The sequence below is a fragment of the Microcella alkaliphila genome (assembly GCF_004216855.1).
Classification (GTDB): Bacteria; Actinomycetota; Actinomycetes; order Actinomycetales; family Microbacteriaceae; genus Microcella; species Microcella alkaliphila.
This window is the reverse complement of sequence record NZ_SGXT01000018.1, coordinates 1-18610: the sequence shown is the minus strand read 5'-3', so window position 1 is coordinate 18610 and position 18610 is coordinate 1. Positions and strand designations below refer to the sequence as shown.

The window sequence follows — 18610 nt, the reverse complement described above, 5'->3', positions numbered from 1 at the left end:
GTGTCTCATCGTCCCACAGCGCCGCGCGCACCCGGGCGCACGACGTCCGCAAGCACATCGGTGATGCGCTCGGCGATGGCGGTCATCGATACGGTGCCGGCCGCCCACGCGGCGAGCTGCGCACGCTCGTCCGGCGTGGCGGGCTCCGCGAAGCGCGCGCGAAGGTGCGCGGCCACCGATTCGATGTCGTAGGAAACGCTCGCCCCGAAGGGGCTGGCCTCCGCGAAGTCTGAGCCCGGACCGTTGCCCGTGAACAGGACGGGCGTGCCGCAGGCGACCGCCGCGTACAGCTTTGTCGGGAAGGCGAACTCGTAGCCGCCGGTGGGCTTCACACTCGCCACGGCGACTGCGGCACCGCGAAACCAGGCTGCGGCCTCGGCCGGTGACACCGAGTCGAGAAAGTGCACGCGACCCGGCGCGATCTGATCGGCCCGGCGACGCATCGCGGCGCGGTCGGTTCCCGAACCGAGGAAGACCAGGTGACCCGTATCGACCGCGGCCATCGCCTCGACGAAGATGGCCGCACCGTGAACCTCCGACGCGGTGCCCGCGTACAACGCGTACGGCTCTTCGCGCTGCACAGCCGGACCGGCGACCCCGTAGGCACCCACATCGATGCCGTTGCCGACGAGTCGCACTCGATCGGCCGGAACCCCGAGCTCGCGCACTCGCGCCGCGACCGGTGCGGACACGGCGAGTAGCGCCGCGCATCCGTTCCAGACATAGCGTTCGAGGCGGCGAACGGCACGCACGACGATGTCTGAGATTCCCGCGCTGGCAGCAGCGTCGGCGAGGATGTCGGCCGCGTAGTACACGGCGGGGATGCGCCGCAACCGCGCGACGGTGCGCACCGCCGCACCGGTGGTGGGAGGCGGTTCGACGACGATGACGTCGGCGCGGCGCGTGGTCAGGAGGCGCCACACCAGCGGAATATCGAAGCTCAGGTACGGCAGGTACCCGCGCACGAATCCGTCGCGGTCGCGCAGCACCGGTGCTCGGCGTACGCGCACTCCGGGATACTCGCGCTCCGTACCGCGCAGCGCGCGCGGAACGCGGGCGGTCACCACCTCAACCTCGTGCCCGTGGTCGGCGAGGTGCGCCGCGAGTGCGGCGAGCCGTTGGGGAGCGGCGCCGGGCTCGGGCGCGTAGATGCGCGAGGCGATGAGTACCCGCATGGCGCTAGAGGGTCACGACCTCGCCGCGACGTGCCGAGTCGAGCATGCTTTCCACGACGGCGAGGGTGCGCAGCCCCTGGCGCATCGTGACGACGTCGGTGTCGTGCCCGAGGACGGCGTCGCGGAAGTTCTCGAGTTCGACCCGCAGGGGCTCGCGCTTGGCGAAGGCGTAGCGAATCATGTCGCCCTCGCTGACGCCGCGGAACACCGTGACCGACTCCCATTCCAGGGGAATCGTGCCGTTGGCGTAGAAGGTGAGGTCGCCGGTGGAGGTGTCGGCCACGAGCGCTCCGAGCTCGCCGGTGACGATCGTCACGCGCTCTTTCATCGGGCTCAGCCAGTTGACGAGGTGGTTGACGACGACACCGTTTTTCAGTCTGCCCGTCACGGCGATCATGTCTTCGTGCGCGCGGCCGCTCTTGTGCGCGGTCTGTGCGAACACCGTCTCGTAGTCGCTTTGCACGACCCATGCGGTGAGGTCGACGTCGTGCGACGCGAGGTCTTTCGCGACGCCCACGTCGGCGATGCGCGACGGAAAGGGGCCCTGGCGTCGGGTGGCGATCTGGTAGACCTCGCCCAACTCGCCCGCGGAAAGCCGGCGGCGCAGCTCTTGCAGGGCGGGGTTGAAGCGTTCGATGTGCCCGACGGCTCCGACGAGTCCCGCCCGCTCGAACGCGTCAACCATGCGCTGTCCGGCGTCGACGGTGTCGGCGATGGGCTTCTCGACGAGCGTGTGCACGCCCGCCTCGGCGAGGCGCATGGCCGCATCCTCGTGAAATGCGGTGGGAACGGCGACGACCGCGATGTCGATACCGGCGGCGATCAGTGCGTCGATGTCGGGAAGGATCGGCAGGTCGCCCGCCACGCCGTGCGGGTCGCCCCCGGGGTCGGCGATCGCGATGAGGTCGACGCCGTCGAGCTCGCGCAGCACGCGGGCGTGATGCCGACCCATCATGCCGACCCCGAGCAGGCCAGCTCGCAACGCGTCAGCCATCAGGCACCCGCCGTCGCGACGGTGTTCACGGCGCTCACGATGCGCTCGAGTTGTCTCGCGGTCAGAGCCGGATGCACGGGCAACGACACGACTTCGGCTGCGGCCCGCTCGGTCTCGGGCAGGTCGAGTCCGGGCGCGTACGGCGCGAGCGACGGCAGGCGGTGGTTCGGAATCGGATAGTAGACGCCGCTTCCGACGCCGTGCTCGTCCCGCAGCGCCTCCGCGAAGCCGTCCCGATCATCCGTCACCCGAATCGTGTACTGGTGGTAGACGTGCACGGCGCCCTGCGCGACCGGGGGCGTGACGACGCCGCGCAGCTCGCGGTCGAAGTACGCAGCGTTCTGCTGCCGCTTCGCTGTCCACCCCGTGAGACGCGTGAGCTGCACGCGCCCGATGGCGGCGTGAATGTCGGTCATGCGGGCGTTGAAGCCGACGACCTCGTTCTTGTATTGCTTCTCCATGCCCTGGTTGCGCAGTAGCTTCGCCGCGCGCACGAGCTCGGGCGTGTCGCAGGCGATCATGCCGCCCTCGCCGGAGGTCATGTTCTTCGTCGGGTAGAGGCTGAACATGGCGAACCGGCCCCAGGTGCCGACGAGCCGGCCGTCGAGCGAGGCGCCGTGGGCCTGGGCCGCATCTTCGTAGATGTCGAGGCCGTGCTTCTCGGCGATGGCCGACAGCTCGCGCATGCGGGCGGGATGCCCGTACAGGTGCACGGGCATGATCGCCTTCGTGCGGGGGGTGATCGCCGCCTCGACGGCGGCCGGGTCGAGGCCGAAGGTCTCGGGTTCGATGTCGACGAAGACCGGGGTTGCGCCTGTCAGCGCCACTGAATTGCCCGTGGCGGCGAACGTGAACGACGGCACGATGACCTCGTCACCCGGTCCCGCACCGGCGGCGAGTTGGCCCAGGTGCTGGCCCGCGGTGCCGCTGTTGACGGCGACACAGGCGCGCCCCGCGACAAGCTTCTCACCGAACTCTCTCTCGAACGCCGCAACCTCCGGGCCCTGCGCGATCATGCCCGAGCGCAAGACTCGATCGACGGCGCGGCGCTCACGCCAGCCGATCTGCGGCTTCGCCGCGGGGATCAGGGGTGCAGTCACGCCGGCTCCTCCTCGATGAGAGCGCCGTCGCGCTCGATGTAGCGGTTGCCCGTCTGCGGGCACACCCAGGCGTCGCCGTCGTCGACCAAGCGAACACCAGCGCGCCCCACCCAGCCGAGTCGCTTGGCGGGAACACCGGCGACGAGGGCGAAGTCGGGCACGTCGCGGGTCACGACGCTACCGGCGGCGACCGTCGCCCAGCGGCCGATCGTGACCGGGGCGACGCACACGGCGCGCGCCCCAATCGACGCGCCCTCTCGGATGCTCACCCCGACCGGCTGCCAGTCGCTGGCGCTCTTGAGGCTGCCGTCGGGATTCACCGCGCGCGGGTAGGTGTCGTTCGTCAGCACGACGGCCGGGCCGATGAACACGCCGTGGCCGAGTTCGGCCGGTTCGTAGACGAGCGCGTAGTTCTGCACCTTGCAGTTGTCGCCGAGTCTCACACCGGTGCCGATGTAGGCGCCGCGACCGATGACACAGTTCTGGCCGAGCACCGCGTTGTCGCGCACCTGTGCGAGGTGCCACACCGACGACCCCGCGCCGATCGTGGCCGACTCGGCAACGTCGGCGGTGTCGACGATGCGCACGTCTGCGGGTGTGCTCACGGGGTGTCGCTCCGGGGGTTGACGGGGTCGGTGGCGGCGCGATCAGCGCCTCGCCAGCGTAACGCGCTCTGACAGAATGACCGGTATGCCCGAACAGTCGTCGACGCCTGCCTCCGTCGAGGCGCTCGCGACGACGTGGGCCGTGATTCCGCTCTACAACGAGGCGGCGGTCGTCGGCGACGTGATTCGGGAACTGCGCGAGAGCATCCCCAATGTGGTCTGCGTGGATGACGGATCGCGCGACGGCTCCGCCGAGATTGCCGAGGCCGCCGGCGCCCGCGTGCTGCGCCACCCGCACAACATGGGGCAGGGGGCGGCGCTGCAGACCGGCATTGCCTATGCCCGCACGCAGCCCGGCTGTCAGTACGTTGTGACGTTCGACGCCGACGGTCAGCATCGCGTGGAGGACGCACTCGCAATGGTCGGGCTCAGCGAGCGGGATGGGTATGCGATCGTGCTCGGTTCACGATTTCTCGACGACCGCACTGACCCGGGGTTTCGGAAGCGGCTCGTCCTCAAGCTCGCCGCAGCGGTGACGAATGCCGCAACAGGCATGACCCTCACCGACGCCCATAACGGCTTGCGGGCTCTGCGCGTCGACGCCGCGCACGTCGTCAACCTGCAGCAGGATCGCATGGCGCACGCGAGCGAAATCGTCGCGCAGCTCGGCCGCAGCGGGCTTCCGTGGGCGGAGTTCCCCGTACACATTCGGTACACCGACTACTCGAAGGCCAAGGGGCAGTCGATGCTCAACTCGATCAACATCGTCGTCGATCTTGTGATCCGCTAGCGGAGGAGGCCCACCGTGTGGTTTCAACTCGTTCTTGTTGTCGCGCTGGTTCTGATCGGCGCGTATTTGCTGCTGTCGAAGCCGGGGGCGCGGCACCTGGCGGTGCGGCGGGTGATCATGCTCATCTCGCTTCTCGCCGGTGTGACGGTCATCATCTGGCCGGGCCTGCTCACCCAGCTCGCCCGCCTAGTGGGGGTCGGTCGCGGCGTCGACCTGCTCTTCTATCTCGCCCTCGTGGCCGGTCTGCTGTACGTCGTCAACGAGTACAAGCGCTCGGTCATGCTCGCGCGGGCCAACACGCATCTCGCGCGTGAGCTCGTGCTCACCGAGGCCCGGCTCACGGATCGCATCAGTGCGCTCGAGGCAAGGCTCGACGAGCGCGCTCCCTAGACTCGATACGCGCTCGCTCCCCACTCGCAAAGGATTCTCGTGAAGATCGCCGTCATCGCCCTCGGCAAGATCGGCTTGCCGCTCGCCGTGCAGTTCGCCTCGAAGGGGCACGAGGTGACCGGCGTCGACGTCAACGCCGACACGGTCGCCGCCGTGAACGCGGCCCGCGAGCCGTTCCCCGGCGAGGCAGGCCTGCAACAGGGCCTCGAGCTGACGGTCGGTGCCGGACGCTTGCGGGCGACAACGGACTACGCGGAGGCGATTCCCAATGCCGATGCCGTCGTGATCGTCGTGCCGCTTTTCGTCGATCAGGATGCGCGCCCCGATTTCGGCTGGATGGATTCCGCCACCCGCTCGATCGCCGAACACCTCACACCGGGCACGCTCGTCACCTACGAGACAACCCTGCCGGTCGGCACGACCCGCACGCGCTGGAAGCCGATGCTGGAGGAGGTCTCGGGCCTCACCGAGGGGCGCGACTTCCACCTCGTCTTCTCGCCTGAACGCGTGCTGACGGGCCGCGTGTTTGCCGATCTGCGAAAGTACCCGAAGCTCGTCGGTGGCCTCTCGGCCGACGGCGCCGAGACAGCGGTGCGCTTCTACGAGCAGGTGCTCGATTTCGACGACCGCCCCGACCTGGCCCGCGGCAATGGCGTCTGGGATCTCGGCAGCGCGGAGGCCGCCGAGATGGCGAAGCTCGCCGAGACGACCTATCGCGATGTGAACATCGGGCTGGCGAATCAGTTCGCCCAGTACGCGGCGACGGCGGGCATCGACATCTATCAGGTGATCGAGGCGTCGAACTCGCAGCCGTACAGCCACATCCATCGCCCGGGAATCGCCGTCGGGGGCCACTGCATTCCCGTGTACCCGCGGTTGTACCTCTGGAATGACCCGGCCGCGACGATCGTCCGCGCCGCGCGGGAGGCGAACGCGGGTATGCCCGACTACACGGTCGGCCTGCTCGAAGGCGTGCACGGTTCGCTGCAGGGGCAACGCGTGGTCGTGCTCGGCGCCGCCTACCGCGGCGGGGTCAAAGAGACGGCGTTCTCGGGCGTCTTCGGCACGGTCGAGTCGCTCACTCGCCGCGGCGCCGACGTGCGGGTGCACGACCCGCTCTACACCGACGACGAGCTCACCCGCCTCGGCTTCACGCCGTACGCGCTGGGCGACGAGGCAGAGGCCGTTGTGATTCAGGCCGACCACGCCGAGTACCGCACAGTGGGCGCATCCGACATCCCGGGCGTGCGCACGGTCGTCGACGGCCGGCGCATCTCGAACGCCGACGCCTGGCCGAACGCCGCCTACCGCGTCATCGGAATCGCGTAAGCGGCCCGTATGCGCATCGCGGTGACGACGGGGCTGCTGCGCATCCCTCCCACCTATTTCGTCACGCAGCACGCCGAACGCCTGGTCGCGTCAGGCGATCACGAGGCGCGTGCGTTCGCGCGCGCGAGCGATGTTCGGGATGCTCGGCTCGGTATCGACGTCGTCAGCGCGGTTTCTGAGGCGCGCGGCTCGTGGCGCACCCGCGCCCTGCGTGCCGTTGCGGCCGCACGACCGCAGCGCCGAGCGATCGAGGCGTACGAGCCCACGCTGGTGCACCAGCACTTCGCCACCTGGGCGCACGGCGCGCTCGACGCGGCGCAGCGTCTCGACGTACCGTTCGTCACGACCGTGCACGGCTACGACGTCTTCGCCGCGGATGCACGATCGGCCGCGCCGGTCGGTCGTTTTCACCGCTCGAGCATCGACCGGGTGACACGCGAGGCGACCCGCGTGCTCGCCGTGAGCGACTTCCTGCGCGGGCGCGCCGAGCAGGCGGGGTTTCCCGCCGACCGCCTGTTCCGGCATTACCAGGGAGTCGACACCGACTTCTTCACCCCGGGTGACGAAACAGACCGCGCCGACGAGCCGATCGTGCTGTTCGTCGGCGCGCTGGAGCCCCGCAAGGGCGTTCTCGACCTGGTGACCGCGTCGATCGCCCTGAGCGCTCGGGGGCGTGCCCACCGCCTGGTCATCGTGGGGGACGGGTCACAGCGCGCGCTGGTCGATGCGGCTGCAGCCGAACACGACCACATCGTGGTCACCGGCCCCCTCGACCGGCACGGCGTGCGCGACCTGATGCGCGCGGCCGAGGTGTTCGCGCTGCCGACGCAGCGCGACGGCTCGTGGCGGGAAGCGGCCGGCCTGGTGCTGCTTGAGGCGCAAGCCTGCGGTACGCCCGCGGTCACCTACGACAGTGGCGGCGCGGCCGAGATGGTGCGTGACGCGTCGACGGGCTTCGCTGTGGCGGAACGCGACACGACCCGGCTCGGCGACGCGATCGACACGGTGCTCACTCTTCCCTCCGACGAGCGACGAACCTGGCGCGCGCGCGCCCGCGAGTGGGTCGTCTCAGACCGCAGCCTCGCATCGAGCACCGCACACCTTCTCGACCACTACCGCGCCGCGACCGGCTGAGGCGCGGCGAGCGCCCGGGTGACGACGCCGGCTACTCCGACGAAGGCGAGGGAGCCAACCACCCACACCACGGTCGGCCCGACGGGCATCCATGCCCACCACCATTCGAGCCCGGCGTCGAGATTCGGGCCGGGTTCGTCGGTTCCGGTGACGTACCGCCGCAGGTTCATGTGCAGGGCGACGACGTGGGCCCCCGCGACGGCCGCGACGATCACCCAACGCTGTGCGCGAGTGAGCGCGAGGGGGCTGTTTTCGCGACGCACGAGCAGCAGCACTCCGAGCAGCACGATCAGCGGCAACAGATAGCGCGGCTGCACGTGGTCGGGCACCATGGTGCCGCCTGCCTGCAAGACGTAGACGGGCACCGCCCACAACGCAGCAACGACGACCGCGACCGCGCCGATCACCCGGGCCCCGGCGCCCCGCAGTGCGACGAAGCCGAGGGCAACGAATGCGGCCATGCCCGCCAACGGCACGACCGCGGGCATCGATGTGTCGAGCCAGCCGAGGCCCCACTGCCCCCACGCGCCCGCCCAGATGAAGGGCACGTTGAGCACGTTGTAGAACAGCAACCCGACACCGCCGAGCGCCGGCTCGGCGGCCTCGTGAATCGCCACGGAGACGGCACCACCGTCGGTGCCGGTGGCGTCGCGAATCGGACCTCCGAATCCTCCCGTGCCGCTGGACGCTTGACCCGCCGTGAGGAAGAACGCGAGCGCCACAACGCCCATGACGGCGGGGAGGATCGCGTCGAGGACGAAACGTTTGGTGGGAGCCGCGGCGAGGATCCCGATGACGGCGATGCCGAGCCCGGCGAAGACGGCGGCATCGGCGCGCGAGCCCGCCGCCATGAGCACGCCGACGACGAAGACGGCCGCGAGTCCGAGTTTCTGCCTTCCCGACGTCTCGAAGTAGCCCAGCAGGGCGATGGCACTCGTCGCGACCCCGAACATGGCCCAGGCGCTGGGGTTGTTGGTGCCGAAAAGGAAGACGCCGAGCGGAACCATCGTCACGAGCAAACCCCCGTGCAGCGCCGGCACCAAGCGGGCGGGCAGGAGCAGGTGCAGGGCGGTCGCGACGCCCAAGAACAGCGCGATCGTCAGCGCCCGCATCGCGAGCGCGGCCGCTTCCGCGTTCGCCCCCGTGAGGAGCCCGTTCACCGCGTAGTACAGCGGCGGATACTCCCCACCGAAGTTGCCCCGCGATGTTTCGACGATCTCGACGGCTACGCCCGGCCCGACACCCGACCAGTCGAGGGTGCCCGACTGGCACGCCGCGCTTTCCTCCGGGTCGTAGGCGAAGCAGGCCGCTCCGAGCAGGGGCCGCGGCACCTCGCGCGTCTGGGGGGTCGATCCGTCGGCGCACAGCTCGTCGACCGCGGGCCCCGCGCACCAGGTGCTGACGAGGTGGAAGTCGTCGTCGGGCCCGGCGCCGATCGGCGAGGCGAGCGCCCACGATCCGAGCGTGAGGGCGGCGAGGAGGGCGAGCATCCCGCCGGGAACGCCCGGACGCCGCCACGCGGCCCGAAAGCGCTCGCGCAGGCGATTCACGACGATCTCCGCAAACGGCGACGGATGCGCGCGGCGACGTCGCGCGCGCCGGAATGCTTCAGGTGGTGGGCCGCCATGCGCAGGTCGTGCCCGAGCCCGGCGGAACGCCGCGTACGACTCGCCCCCGCCCCCATGCCGGAGCGCCCCGGCGTGTAGTCGGGGGCGTGCCACGGCTCGGCGCAGTACGCGACGAGCGGTGCGAGCACCTCCGGCCACGTGAACTGCTCGCGCACGCGGGCGACGTTCTCGCGCCACACGGCGACTTCGTCGGAGTCGACGGCGAGCACTCGTGTGATCGCATCGGCGAGCGCCTCCTCGTCGTTCGGCGGCACGACGACGCCCAGATTCTCGTCGCGCACGAGGTCAGCGAATCCGTCGCCGTCAGTGACGACCATGGGCAGCCCCGCCCACAGGTAGTCGAGGATGCGCGTGCGGAAGGCGAAGGTCGTCTCAATATGGCGGTGGTGGGTGCTGACCCCCGCGTCGGCGTCGACCAGGTAGGCACCGCGCTCGTCGTAGGGCACCCACGTGTCATTGAAGACGACCTCGCGGCCGTCGACGCCGAGTTCGACGGCGAGGTCGTAGGCTTCGCGCACGATGCCCATCTCGTCGACGCCCGGATGCTTGGTGCCAAGGAATACGAGTCGCACGCCCGGCACGCGCTCGCGCACGGCAGCGACGGCGCGAATCAGGGTCAGCGGGTCGAACCAGCTGTAGACGCCGCCGCCCCAGATGAGTACGCGGTCGTCGGCGTCGATGCCGGCGATGCGGCCGCGCAGTCCGTCTCCCGGAGCGGGCGGCGTCGTCGACAGTCCGAACGGCGCGAGGTCGATGAGCCGACGCAGGTCGCCGTCGCCGTCGTACGTGACGGGGCTGATGCGGCCAAGCGAGGCGAGGTGGCCGAGGTAGAACAGACGTTGCCGTTCGCTCGCGCACAGGAGGTAGTCGGCGCGTCGCAGCTGATCGTTGAGGGCGTCGCGGGCGCCGGCGACCCGGAGGTTCCAGGTGGCTGCAGGCAGCTCGCGACCCTGCTCGAGCATCTCGAGGTGCATCGGGTCGTAGACGTCGGCCACGAGGTAGCGGTCGGTGCTCGCCAGCGTGCGGAACTGCCCGAGCGCGTGCCCCTGGAAGAACACGACGTCGGCCCAGCGCTCGTGCACCCGAATACCCGCCTCATCCCCGGGAGCGACGTGGCTGAGGGGTACGCCGGTGTCGGCGCGGTCAGCACGGGTGGTGCTGACGAGGCGCACCTCGTGCCCGTGTCGTTGCAGTTCGAGCGCGATGTTCCACGCCCGAATAGCGGGCCCCGCCATGCGGTCGCCGACGGGGTCGCCCGTCACGATCAGGATGCGCGTCACCGCTTCTGCCTTTCCGTCGCCGGTTGCAGAAGGTCGCGCACGATGTCGATTCCGCCGCGACTGTAGCGGCCGTAGCGGCCGCGCACCGCCGCGCCGATGATGGCGGGAACGCGCAGCGGCCGGGCTGCCGGGTAGTGGGCGCGCGCGGCCTCATGGGCGTGCTTCGCCTCCGCTCGTGCGAGCCGCACGGCGGGGGCGCCCTTCTCGCGCAGGCGGTCGGCCAGCTGTTGGGTGCGCTGTGCGAGTCGGGGCTGACGTTCGTCGCGTGGCTCGGTGAGCTTCGCCCACCGATCGCTCATTCTCGGGCGCCGGGCACCGATCTGGTTGGCATCGTGCTGCCGGTAGTCGATGAGCGGTCGGGGAATCAGCCGTACGGCGCCCGCCTGCTCGCTCATGCCCGCGGCAACGGCGGCGAGCCACTCGTCGTGCACCCACTCCCCCGGAATCGGCAGCGCGGGTTCGAGCAGTCCGCGCCGCAGGACGACCGTCGCGCCGGTCACGAGATTGCGCCGCAAGAGCGCAGCCTGAGCATCGCCAGCGACGAGGTCGACCTTCTCCTGCGTCGTGATCTCGAGGGCACTCAGCAGCGTGCCGCCAAGCGGGTTGCCGTCTTGATCGATGAGGCGCGCGTCCGTGTGCACGAGCTGCAGCTGCGGGTCGTGCGCGAAGCGGTCGACGACGACGGCGAGTTTGTCGGGCATCCAGACATCGTCTTGGTCGCTGAGCGCGATCAGGTCGCCGCGCGCGTGCGCGAGGGCGTCGGCGAAGTTGGCGGTGACGCCGAGCGGGGGCGAGTGGCGGCGCACGCTCAGCTCGGTCGTCACTGCGGAGTCGGCGGCTTGGGCCTCCGCGACCAGCCGTTCGACGATTTCGACGGTGCCGTCGCGCGAATCGTCGTCGCCGAGCACGATCTCGATCGGCGACGGTCGTTGAGCGAGGATGCTCTCCACCTGTTCCGCAATGAAAGCCGCCCCATTGTGCGTGCACATGACAACCGACACTGTCAGCGGTGCGGTGGGGGCTGCGGTCACCCCGCCAGCCTAGGTGAGGGCCCGGGCTAGGATCGGGAGCACCATGGCTGAATCGAGCGACGAGTCGGGCGCTCGCCCGGGACCCCGCGTTGGGGTGGTCACGGTCGCCTTTCGGTCGAACTCGGTACTCAAGAAGCTGCTTGCGTCACTCGCGGGCGCGTCGAGAGAGCCCCTGTCGGTTGTCGTGGTCGACAACTTCCCTGGCGACGATGAGTCAGCGGCCCCCATCGCTCACCGGTTTGGCGCCACCTATGTCGCCCGGCCCGAAAATCCAGGCTACGGCGCGGCGATCAACGCTGGCGTCCGGCTCCTGCCGAAGAGCATCAAATGGGTGGTGATCTGCAACCCCGATCTCGAATATAAAGCCGGCACGATCGATGCGCTACTCGCCGAGGCTTCGACAGATCCGACTATCGGCAGTGTCGGTCCCCTGGTTCGAAACCCTGACGGTTCCCCTTACGCATCGGCCCGGCGCATCCCATCACTACGAACGGGAGTCGGCCACGCCCTCTTCGCCAATGTCTGGCCTGCCAACCCTTGGACTCGTACCTACCGGCACGAGCACAGGCCCGAGTTCGGCACGCGCGACGCCGGGTGGCTTTCCGGAGCGTGTTTGCTCGTGCGCCGCTCAGCATTCGAAGAAGTTGGCGGCTTCGACGAGGGATACTTCATGTACTTCGAGGACGTCGACCTGGGCTATCGACTAGGCAAAGCTGGCTGGCGAAACGTTTATGTCCCTGGCGCAGAGGTCGTTCACATCGGTGGGCATGCGACCAAAGCACATTCCAAAATCATGATTCGCGCGCATCATGACAGTGCCCGGCGATTTGTCCGCCGAAAGTACTCAGGCATCTGGTGGCTTCCAGTGCGCGGGGCGATCAACGCCGGGCTATCGATTCGCTCGCGAGTTCATGAGTTCATGGCAAGTCGACGTAGTAGACATGCTTGATCGGCTCAGGACCCGGCGGCGTCGAGGTGCGCCTGATATTTCTGTGTGACTTCGTCAGCATCCCCGACCGCCGCCAGCCTTCCCTGATCGAGCCAAGCAACCTGGTTGCACATTTCTCGAACTTGCGCCAGAGAGTGAGTGACCAATATCACTGTTCGTCCTGATTTAGTGAACTCAACGAACTTATTTTGTGACTTCTTCTTAAAGGCGCCATCACCAACCGCGAGAACCTCGTCCACGACCAAGATGTCAGGCTGAACATGGATTGCCACCGAAAAGCCAAGGCGAACATACATCCCAGATGAATAATTCTTCACTGGCTGATCGATGAATTTGCCGACTCCTGAAAATTCGACAATCTCGTCAAAGCGGGAAGCGACCTCCTTCTTTGACAACCCGAGAATAGAACCATTGAGGAAAACATTCTCACGTCCAGATAATTCAGGATGAAAGCCAGAGCCAACCTCGAGAAGTGAAGCTGCCTTGCCGTTCATCGTGATGGAGCCCCGATCGGGATGGAGGATCCGCGCAAGGCACTTAAGCAGGGTGGACTTGCCGGAACCGTTTCGACCGATTAGCCCAAACGTAGCCCCTCTGGGCACTTCAAAACTAACGTCTTGAACTGCCCAAAAGTCCTCCGCGATCGACTTCTTCCCACGCATGATTGCCGCTTTTAACGACTGGTTTCTTTCTTTGTACATGCGAAACTTCTTGGAAACGCGATCCACAATGACCGCACTGTCGCTCACAGCAGTTCCGCCAAGCGCTTTTCGTTGCGCTGAAAGATCATATATCCCAATCCAAAAATAACACCAGCCCAGCCCACACACCAAAGTGCATCGTCCCAGGCGGGTAGACGGTTGTCGTACAGAATATTCCTGAACACTTCGACGAATCTCTCCATCGGATTCAGGCGATACACGTCAATGATCCACATGCCGTACTGTTCCGCTCCTTCGCGGACCAAACTAATCGGATAGATGATGGGAGTGAGATACATCCACATCTGGAGAATGAGCGCAACAAAGTGCTGCGTATCTCGAAAATGAACGTTGAGAATCGCTAGCATCATTGCGAGGCCCGAAGCGAAGAGAGCAAGCAAAACCATCCACAGGATGAGAAGTGGCAAGAAAGGTAGTGGCATTCCCCCAAATATGGTTAGCGCCAGTGCCAAGACGCCGAGTTCCATCGCCCAGGTGACGCCGGTTGACAATGCGACCGAAAGAGGGAGATGCATACGAGGGAAGTAAACCTTCTTGATGAGGTTGGCGTTCGACACAATTGATGTCAACCCGCCGTTTACCACCCGAGTGAAGTACAGCCACGGCAGAAGACCGCACATCAGCCAAAGCGGGTACAGGTTCAATCCGCTCGGGTCGCCCTCAGCAGGGCGGGCCCGGAAAATGAAGCTGAAGACCACCGTATACACGAGCATCAGCACAATTGGGTTGATCAACGACCACAGCTGGCCGAGGACGGTTCGACGGTACTTGCCACTCACCTCCCGCATCGTGAGGTTCGCGAGTAGCTCCCGAGAGGCGAGGAGCTCCTTCAGGTAGGCCATCCTCACCTCTCTCGTTCGACGTATGCCACCCGCAGATAATAGGGCACGCTGCGATGTACTGGCCGACCAAGCGTGCCCTAAGGTGGGGCAGTGCGGATCCTTGTTGCCAATCACGCTAACTCGCTCGATCATCTCGGTGGAGCGGAATTGTCGTTGCTCGCGCTGCTTGAGGATTGGCAGAGCCTCACGTGTGCTCCCGAGATCTTGGTCGTGTCCCCTGGACCGCCGGGCACCTTCAGTGCGCGCCTCGGCCAGCTTGGGATCGCGGAGATTTTCGTGACAAACGGCAGATGGGTTCTTCCGCCTTTCGAAGCGAACCCAGCGGGCCGCGCCCGATCCGCTCGGGAAGGCCTATCAACGCTCGCCGTGTTGGACGATATTGTGTCCAGCTTCAGACCGGACGCCGTGGTGACGAACACCATCTCAAGTCCGTGGGCAGCAATTGCTGCCGCGCGCGCAGGTGTCCCGCACGCCTGGATGGTTCGTGAGTACGGGGACCTAGATCACGGTCTTGTCTTCACGCTGGGTGCGGAAAGCACAAAACGTCTCATCAATGATTTGTCAGTTTTTGTAATTGCGAATTCTCGCGCGGTAGCAGAACATTTCCGTCGACCTACAAATGACGGGTCCACTCCGCTTGTGATGTATCCAAAAGCACCCCATTCTCTGCCCGAGGTGACCCCACCCGACTACGACGGGGGAAGAATCAACATTTTGGCTATCGCGCGCGTGACCCCCACCAAGGGACTTGGGATCTTGCCTAATGCTGTGCGGATACTCAGAGACTCGGGCACTGACGCTCGGATCACGATCGTCGGTTCGGAGGTACATCGCGGCTATCGATCACAGTTGATCCGGTCAGCACAATCACTTCAAGTCGACGGACAACTCGTCTTCAAGGACGAACAATCCGATATCTCCGCAGACATCACCGCTGCACACGTTGGCCTGTCGCCGGGCCCCTGGGAGGCGTTCGGTCGCACTACCGTGGAATATATGAGTATGAGCCGGCCGGCGATCGCCTCACGAAACTCGGGGTCCGCAGAATTGCTCCGTCCCGGATTTTTTGGGCAGATCTTTGATCCGGAATCCCCTACCTCGCTGGCAAATGCAATTCGGTGGTACTCAGAACAGCCAGCTAGAGTTAGATCTGAGGGGCAACGAGGTAGATCTGCGCTTCAAGAGGCTGGCAGCGGCACTCTTGATTCTGCTGGCTTTATGGAGCTAATTGTCCGCCGTTTGAATGAACGTGAACCGGAACGCGAGGCTCTTGCTCGCAACGCCGAAAAGGAAGTGGTATCCGCGACTCGGTCAATCTCGCGGCGCGTGCCAAACGTCCTCGAATTTCCTGTTTCGCTGGCATTCCGAGCTAAGCGGCGACTCTGGCCATCCTCAGCAACCACGTGGTCTCGATAGACATCACGAGGTCAGATGTGCGCGCAAGTCCTGAAGGTGCAAGTAAGGTGTAATCGTGACGTTTCGTTATTGGGAGTGACCGATGGGAGGGGTCACGATAGCTTAGTCAATCAGGTAGGACGAGTGTGGGGGGGAACCCGTTGGCTGACGTGATCAGGGGGCTGAGGAACTTGATCCGCCTAAACCAGGCGTATCTTCGCTCCTCTGATTTCCGTCGATCGGTTCAACCTTGGACTTCGGCCCCGCAAGGAGTGCAGCGGAGCACTGCAGCCCTAGACCCTGGGCGGGTTGGAGAAGAGACCAGCAAGCGAAGTGCTATGGAGGGCGTGAACGCGACGCTCCGCGCTCAAGCCCATCGCGGTTTGAGCGAGTCGGCGATGTCCCTCCTCGATATCGTGCCCGATGAGTCTGTCACTCCTGCTCTCAACATTCTTCTGCCCGAGCTCCACCCTGGACGCGTGTTCGCCGGCGTAAGCACCGCACTGGATGTCGGAAACGAGTTAGCTCGCAGCTTGGGCGTGCCGGTGCGCGTCATAACCCTTAGCGGACGTATCGTTCATCGGCACGTTGCTTCGACCGAACGCTACTTGCAAGAGCGATTCGGAAGTGGGATCGAACATGTTGTTCGGGCTGGGCTCGTTGGACTACCCGTCTCCGAGAATGATTACTGGCTTTGCACCCACTGGGTCACCGCGCATGCAGCATCCGTAGCATCCATGGACGGCGTAATTGATTCGAGTCGCACGATCTACTTGATCCAGGATTTCGAACCGGGCTTCAACGCGTGGTCGACCAGCTTTGAGGTTGCGCGTGATACTTACCATCGTGGATTCACACCGCTCGTCAACTCTCAGCCCCTCGCCGCGTACCTGTCCCAAGAAGGAATCGCTGTTCCAACGGGTTCTGTATTCGCCCCCCACCTAAACCTTGAAGCGCTGCAACGCGTGAGCGAGAGAAGAGAGACAAACGTTCATCGGCTGTTGCTTTACGGCAGGCCGAGCAAACCGAGGAACATGTTTGATCTCGCGATTGCTGCGTTGAGACGCGCGATCGCAGAAAGTCCTCCCGGTTTGGAGAAGTTCGATTTTGTTTCCGCAGGGGAATACCATCCGGATATCGATCTGGGGCGCGGGCACACACTTAGAAGTGTTGGCGTGCTGGATTGGGATGGGTACCTCGACCTATTGGCAGCCAGTACTGTCGTATTATCACTTCAGGCTAGTCCACACCCTAGCCACCCGCCTCTAGAAGCTGCCGTCTCAGGAGCTCGAGCCGTGACAAATGATTTCGCGGGCACTCGAAGCGGACTTCATTTGAACCTGAACGCAGTGCCAGCGGACCCTGAATCACTGGGCTCGGCGCTCGTGGAAGCGATCGCAGCGGATCTCGTCCAAGGTACTGGACCGTACGACGGAGACTTTGGGGGTCGCCTCGGCGCCCCGATGAAAGACGCCATCAGGAACGTTGTATCGCTTCTGGGCCAGAAGTGACCAGACCAATTCCAACACGCATGAGGGATCGACAACGCCAAGCGACTGCGCGTGAATGCGTTAGGAAAGAGGAGGAAGATTGAAAGGCATCGTTCTCGCAGGAGGATCTGGCACACGGTTGTGGCCCATAACCAAGGGCATATCAAAGCAACTAATGCCGATTTATGACAAACCAATGATTTATTACCCGCTTTCGACACTAATGATGGCAGGAGTGCGTGACGTTCTCGTAATTACTACACCAGAACACAACGACCAATTTCGGGCGTTACTTGGAGATGGTTCGCACCTGGGTATGAAAATCGAATACGCCATCCAGCCCGCACCGGAGGGACTCGCTCAAGCATTCCTAATTGGGGAAGCCTTCATAACAGACAGTACTGTCGCCCTCGTGCTGGGAGACAACATTTTCCACGGCACGGGACTTGGATCGTCCCTGCGACAGAATGCGGATCTGGAAGGCGGTCTCGTTTTTGCATACCACGTGTCAGATCCAACAGCTTACGGCGTGGTCGAGTTCGATTCACATGGCCGAGCAATATCCATCGAGGAAAAGCCCTTCTCGCCGAAAAGTAGTTTTGCAATCCCCGGATTATACTTCTACGATAACTCAGTCGTCGAAATTGCAAAGTCGATTCGACCGAGCGCGCGGGGCGAACTCGAAATCTCCAGCGTAAATGAGCGCTACCTCGCCGAAAATAAGCTACGCGTGCAGGTCCTGGACCGGGGCACAGCTTGGCTCGACACCGGAACCTTCGAATCGATGATGCAGGCATCGGAGTATGTAAGAGTGATTGAGGACCGCCAAGGATTCAAGATCGGCTGCATCGAGGAAGTTGCTTGGCGCTCCGGCTGGATTACTGATACGGAACTTGAGGATCTCGCGTCGCCTCTTCGCAAGAGTGGCTACGGAGACTACTTGATGACACTTCTCGGCGAAAGAAAAACAGACTTGCCTTAAGAGGCTCTTCGGACTTTCGGTGGGGGTCATGGGGTGAGGCCGCCGGCGGCGAGGAGCATGCGGAGGCGGTAGTTGTCGCGGTTGCGGAACCCGCGGGCGAGGCGCCGGTGGAGTTCGATGATGCCGTTGACGGCTTCGGTGCCGCCGTTGTTCGCACGCCCGGTGGTGAAGTACGCCAGGAACGGGTCACGCCACCGGCGTAGCGTGCGGCCCAGCCGTGCGATCTCGGGGATCGGGCAGGTGTGGAACGTGTCGACGACCTGCTCGGCGATCACCCGCCCGGCGGTCAGGTCCGTCTGTCGGTAGGCGTCGCGCAGCTGCTGCGCGCACTGCCACGCCACTTCCACCTCGACGTGCTCGTCTCGGTGAGCGAATGCCGCGTCCAGGCGGGCCTGCTGTTTGTCGGTGAGGTTCTCCCTCCCGGCACGGAGGATCGTCTGGATCCCGTAGAGCGGATCGCCCTTGCGACCGCGATGCCCGAGCGTGGTCTGCTGCACGCGGCGGCGCACCTCGTCGACGGCGGCGGTACCGAGCTTGACGACATGGAACGCGTCCAGCACGGCGACGGCGTCTTCGAGCTCGTCATCGATGGCGTTCTTGTAACCGGCGAACGGATCCAACGCCGCGATTCGCACGCGGCGGCGGAACGCGTCGCCGCGCTGTTGGAGCCAGCTCGCGTACGCCTTCCCCGACCTGCCCGGCACCAGATCCAGCAACCTGGCACGCACCCGGCCATGCTCGTCGCGGGACAGGTCGACCATCCCGGTCAGCTCC

18 protein-coding genes are annotated in these 18610 nt (G+C 65.3%); 8 read left to right on the top strand and 10 right to left on the bottom strand.

The features are described 5' to 3' along the window. Positions 1-5: 5 nt before the first annotated feature. From EV140_RS11350 to EV140_RS11335, 4 genes are read right to left on the bottom strand one after another with little or no spacing between them, the layout of a single operon-like run. Complete coding sequence (locus tag EV140_RS11350; RefSeq protein WP_130284019.1) at positions 6-1175, bottom strand: glycosyltransferase; 1170 nt, start codon at positions 1173-1175, stop codon at positions 6-8. 4 nt (positions 1176-1179) lie between these two features. After that, positions 1180-2169: a Gfo/Idh/MocA family protein gene (locus EV140_RS11345; RefSeq protein WP_130284017.1), complete on the bottom strand. Its 990-nt coding sequence runs from the start codon at positions 2167-2169 to the stop codon at positions 1180-1182. After that, positions 2169-3269 (bottom strand): DegT/DnrJ/EryC1/StrS family aminotransferase, encoded by a 1101-nt coding sequence (locus tag EV140_RS11340; RefSeq protein ID WP_130284015.1) that lies wholly within the window; start codon positions 3267-3269, stop codon positions 2169-2171. The genes EV140_RS11345 and EV140_RS11340 overlap by 1 nt, the downstream gene beginning before the upstream one ends. Beyond that, positions 3266-3874, bottom strand: coding sequence for an acyltransferase (locus EV140_RS11335; protein WP_241971430.1), 609 nt, complete (start codon positions 3872-3874; stop codon positions 3266-3268). The genes EV140_RS11340 and EV140_RS11335 overlap by 4 nt, the downstream gene beginning before the upstream one ends. 85 nt (positions 3875-3959) lie before the next feature. On the opposite strand from EV140_RS11335, the gene EV140_RS11330 reads away from it, so the two are divergent. Genes EV140_RS11330 through EV140_RS11315 form a run of 4 tightly spaced genes read left to right on the top strand, consistent with a single transcriptional unit; the run spans position 3960 to position 7517 of the window. Next, positions 3960-4664, top strand: a complete 705-nt coding sequence (locus EV140_RS11330; RefSeq protein WP_241971429.1) for a glycosyltransferase family 2 protein — start codon at positions 3960-3962, stop codon at positions 4662-4664. 15 nt (positions 4665-4679) lie between these two features. Then, complete coding sequence (locus EV140_RS11325; RefSeq protein WP_130284011.1) at positions 4680-5054, top strand: DUF2304 domain-containing protein; 375 nt, start codon at positions 4680-4682, stop codon at positions 5052-5054. Positions 5055-5093: 39 nt separating this feature from the next. Continuing rightward, the gene (locus EV140_RS11320; protein ID WP_130284009.1) at positions 5094-6383 is read left to right on the top strand and encodes a nucleotide sugar dehydrogenase; all 1290 of its coding nucleotides are present in this window, start codon (positions 5094-5096) and stop codon (positions 6381-6383) included. A gap of 9 nt (positions 6384-6392) precedes the next feature. Then, positions 6393-7517 carry a glycosyltransferase gene (locus tag EV140_RS11315; RefSeq protein WP_130284007.1) on the top strand — a complete coding sequence of 375 codons (1125 nt, stop codon included), beginning with the start codon at positions 6393-6395 and terminating at the stop codon, positions 7515-7517. Here EV140_RS11315 and EV140_RS11310 read toward each other — a convergent pair. The 3 genes from EV140_RS11310 to EV140_RS11300 are packed head-to-tail and all read right to left on the bottom strand — an operon-like array spanning position 7496 to position 11456. Further along, the gene (locus EV140_RS11310; protein ID WP_130284005.1) at positions 7496-9067 is read right to left on the bottom strand and encodes a DUF2142 domain-containing protein; all 1572 of its coding nucleotides are present in this window, start codon (positions 9065-9067) and stop codon (positions 7496-7498) included. The genes EV140_RS11315 and EV140_RS11310 overlap by 22 nt on opposite strands. Further along, on the bottom strand, positions 9064-10425 hold the full coding sequence (locus tag EV140_RS11305; RefSeq protein ID WP_130284003.1) for a glycosyltransferase: 1362 nt from the start codon (positions 10423-10425) through the stop codon (positions 9064-9066). The genes EV140_RS11310 and EV140_RS11305 overlap by 4 nt, the downstream gene beginning before the upstream one ends. Beyond that, positions 10422-11456 carry a glycosyltransferase family 2 protein gene (locus EV140_RS11300; protein WP_241971428.1) on the bottom strand — a complete coding sequence of 345 codons (1035 nt, stop codon included), beginning with the start codon at positions 11454-11456 and terminating at the stop codon, positions 10422-10424. Before EV140_RS11300 ends, EV140_RS11305 begins: the two co-directional genes overlap by 4 nt. Positions 11457-11499: 43 nt before the next feature. Here EV140_RS11300 and EV140_RS11295 point away from each other — a divergent pair, with 43 nt between their 5' ends. Continuing rightward, positions 11500-12405, top strand: coding sequence for a glycosyltransferase family 2 protein (locus EV140_RS11295; RefSeq protein ID WP_130284001.1), 906 nt, complete (start codon positions 11500-11502; stop codon positions 12403-12405). A gap of 5 nt (positions 12406-12410) precedes the next feature. Here EV140_RS11295 and EV140_RS11290 read toward each other — a convergent pair whose 3' ends face one another. Both EV140_RS11290 and EV140_RS11285 read right to left on the bottom strand, forming a co-directional pair. After that, positions 12411-13154 (bottom strand): ABC transporter ATP-binding protein, encoded by a 744-nt coding sequence (locus EV140_RS11290; protein ID WP_241971427.1) that lies wholly within the window; start codon positions 13152-13154, stop codon positions 12411-12413. Next, positions 13151-13969, bottom strand: coding sequence for an ABC transporter permease (locus tag EV140_RS11285; RefSeq protein ID WP_130283999.1), 819 nt, complete (start codon positions 13967-13969; stop codon positions 13151-13153). Before EV140_RS11285 ends, EV140_RS11290 begins: the two co-directional genes overlap by 4 nt. 90 nt (positions 13970-14059) lie before the next feature. Here EV140_RS11285 and EV140_RS13655 point away from each other — a divergent pair, with 90 nt between their 5' ends. The 3 genes from EV140_RS13655 to rfbA all read left to right on the top strand — a co-directional run bounded on the left by EV140_RS13655 (position 14060) and on the right by rfbA (position 17836). After that, a complete protein-coding gene (locus EV140_RS13655; RefSeq protein WP_130283997.1) occupies positions 14060-15385 on the top strand; it encodes a glycosyltransferase in 1326 nt (441 codons plus the stop codon). 377 nt (positions 15386-15762) lie between these two features. Further along, positions 15763-16875 (top strand): rhamnosyltransferase WsaF family glycosyltransferase, encoded by a 1113-nt coding sequence (locus EV140_RS11275; RefSeq protein ID WP_157985650.1) that lies wholly within the window; start codon positions 15763-15765, stop codon positions 16873-16875. Positions 16876-16954: 79 nt separating this feature from the next. Continuing rightward, entirely contained in the window at positions 16955-17836 is an 882-nt protein-coding gene (rfbA, locus tag EV140_RS11270; protein ID WP_130283993.1) for a glucose-1-phosphate thymidylyltransferase RfbA, read from the top strand. A 26-nt stretch (positions 17837-17862) separates the two neighbouring features. On the opposite strand, the gene EV140_RS11265 is transcribed toward rfbA, so the two are convergent. Beyond that, a partial coding sequence (locus tag EV140_RS11265) for an ISL3 family transposase (protein ID WP_130283991.1) occupies positions 17863-18610 on the bottom strand: 748 nt, incomplete at its 5' end.